Source organism: Oceanobacter sp. 5_MG-2023 (assembly GCF_030548165.1).
GTDB lineage: Bacteria > Pseudomonadota > Gammaproteobacteria > Pseudomonadales > Oceanobacteraceae > Oceanobacter.
In genome coordinates this window covers 1-962 of the sequence record NZ_JAUORS010000064.1, presented here as the reverse complement: position 1 = coordinate 962, position 962 = coordinate 1, and the positions used below count along the sequence as shown (strand labels likewise).

1 protein-coding gene is annotated in these 962 nt (G+C 60.9%); it reads left to right on the top strand.

The features are described 5' to 3' along the window. Positions 1-962, top strand: a 962-nt coding sequence (locus Q4551_RS16135) for an Ig-like domain-containing protein (RefSeq protein ID WP_303434951.1), incomplete at both ends; no start/stop codon positions are given.

The following is a 962-nucleotide window of genomic DNA, read 5'->3' as shown; positions in this document are numbered from 1 at the left end:
GGCCCGGTGCTGGTCGTGGTCACCGACGCCAACGGCGACGCCGGAGATTATATCTCCGAAGCCACCGGTGCCAGCACCAGCCTGGGAACCAGCCTGACTGCCATGGCCGATCTGGACGAGAGCGGTGACCTGACCCTGAGCGTCACACCGCTGACGACGCTGGCCGTGATGTTGGCGGGTATCAGTGCTGACAGCCTGTCCAGTACGCCCTTAACCAGCGATATGCTGGCCATCAATCAGACTCTGGCGACCCTGTTCCAGTTATCCGACCTGCTTGGTGATGTCACCGCGATCACCGAAGACGAGTTTAACCAGGAGGACGGCCTCAATACCGCCGAAGCGTACGGTGATTTATTGGTGGCCCTATCCGGTCTGGACGAGTTTCAGGGCAGTGTTGCTGCCACTCTGGAAGCCCTGCTGGCAGAAGTCTCGATCGTTGACGGCGTGGCCCTGATCTCCACTCATGGCATCGCCCTGCTGCAAGCGGGCCTGGCCCTGTTTGAAAGTGGCCCGTACAGCGGTGTGCTGGACAGCCAATCGGTGATCGCCCTGGCGCCGGCTGTCACGGAAGCCCGCGACGGACTACTGGCCGATGAAGCTGAGGATGGTACCGTCGTCACCCTGAAACAGGTGGCCGTCGGAGACCTCATCAGCATCACCCTGGGCGACCTGAACTACGACGTCACCGCGACGGTGGCCATGGTCTCCGATGGCTACGCATCGATCACCCTCCCGGCAGACCTGCTGGAAGAGCTGGGGGACGGGAACTGGCCACTGACCGTCAGCGTTAACGGCGACGCCCGCTTGCCCATCTACATTGAGCAGGAAATCAGTCGTCCGACACTCAGTATCGATGTCGATCGCAGCGATCTGGCGGCTGGAGAACATACCGTCGTCACCTTTACTTTCAGTGAAGCCGTGATCGGCTTCAGTAATGCCGATATCACACTGGACAGCGGCAG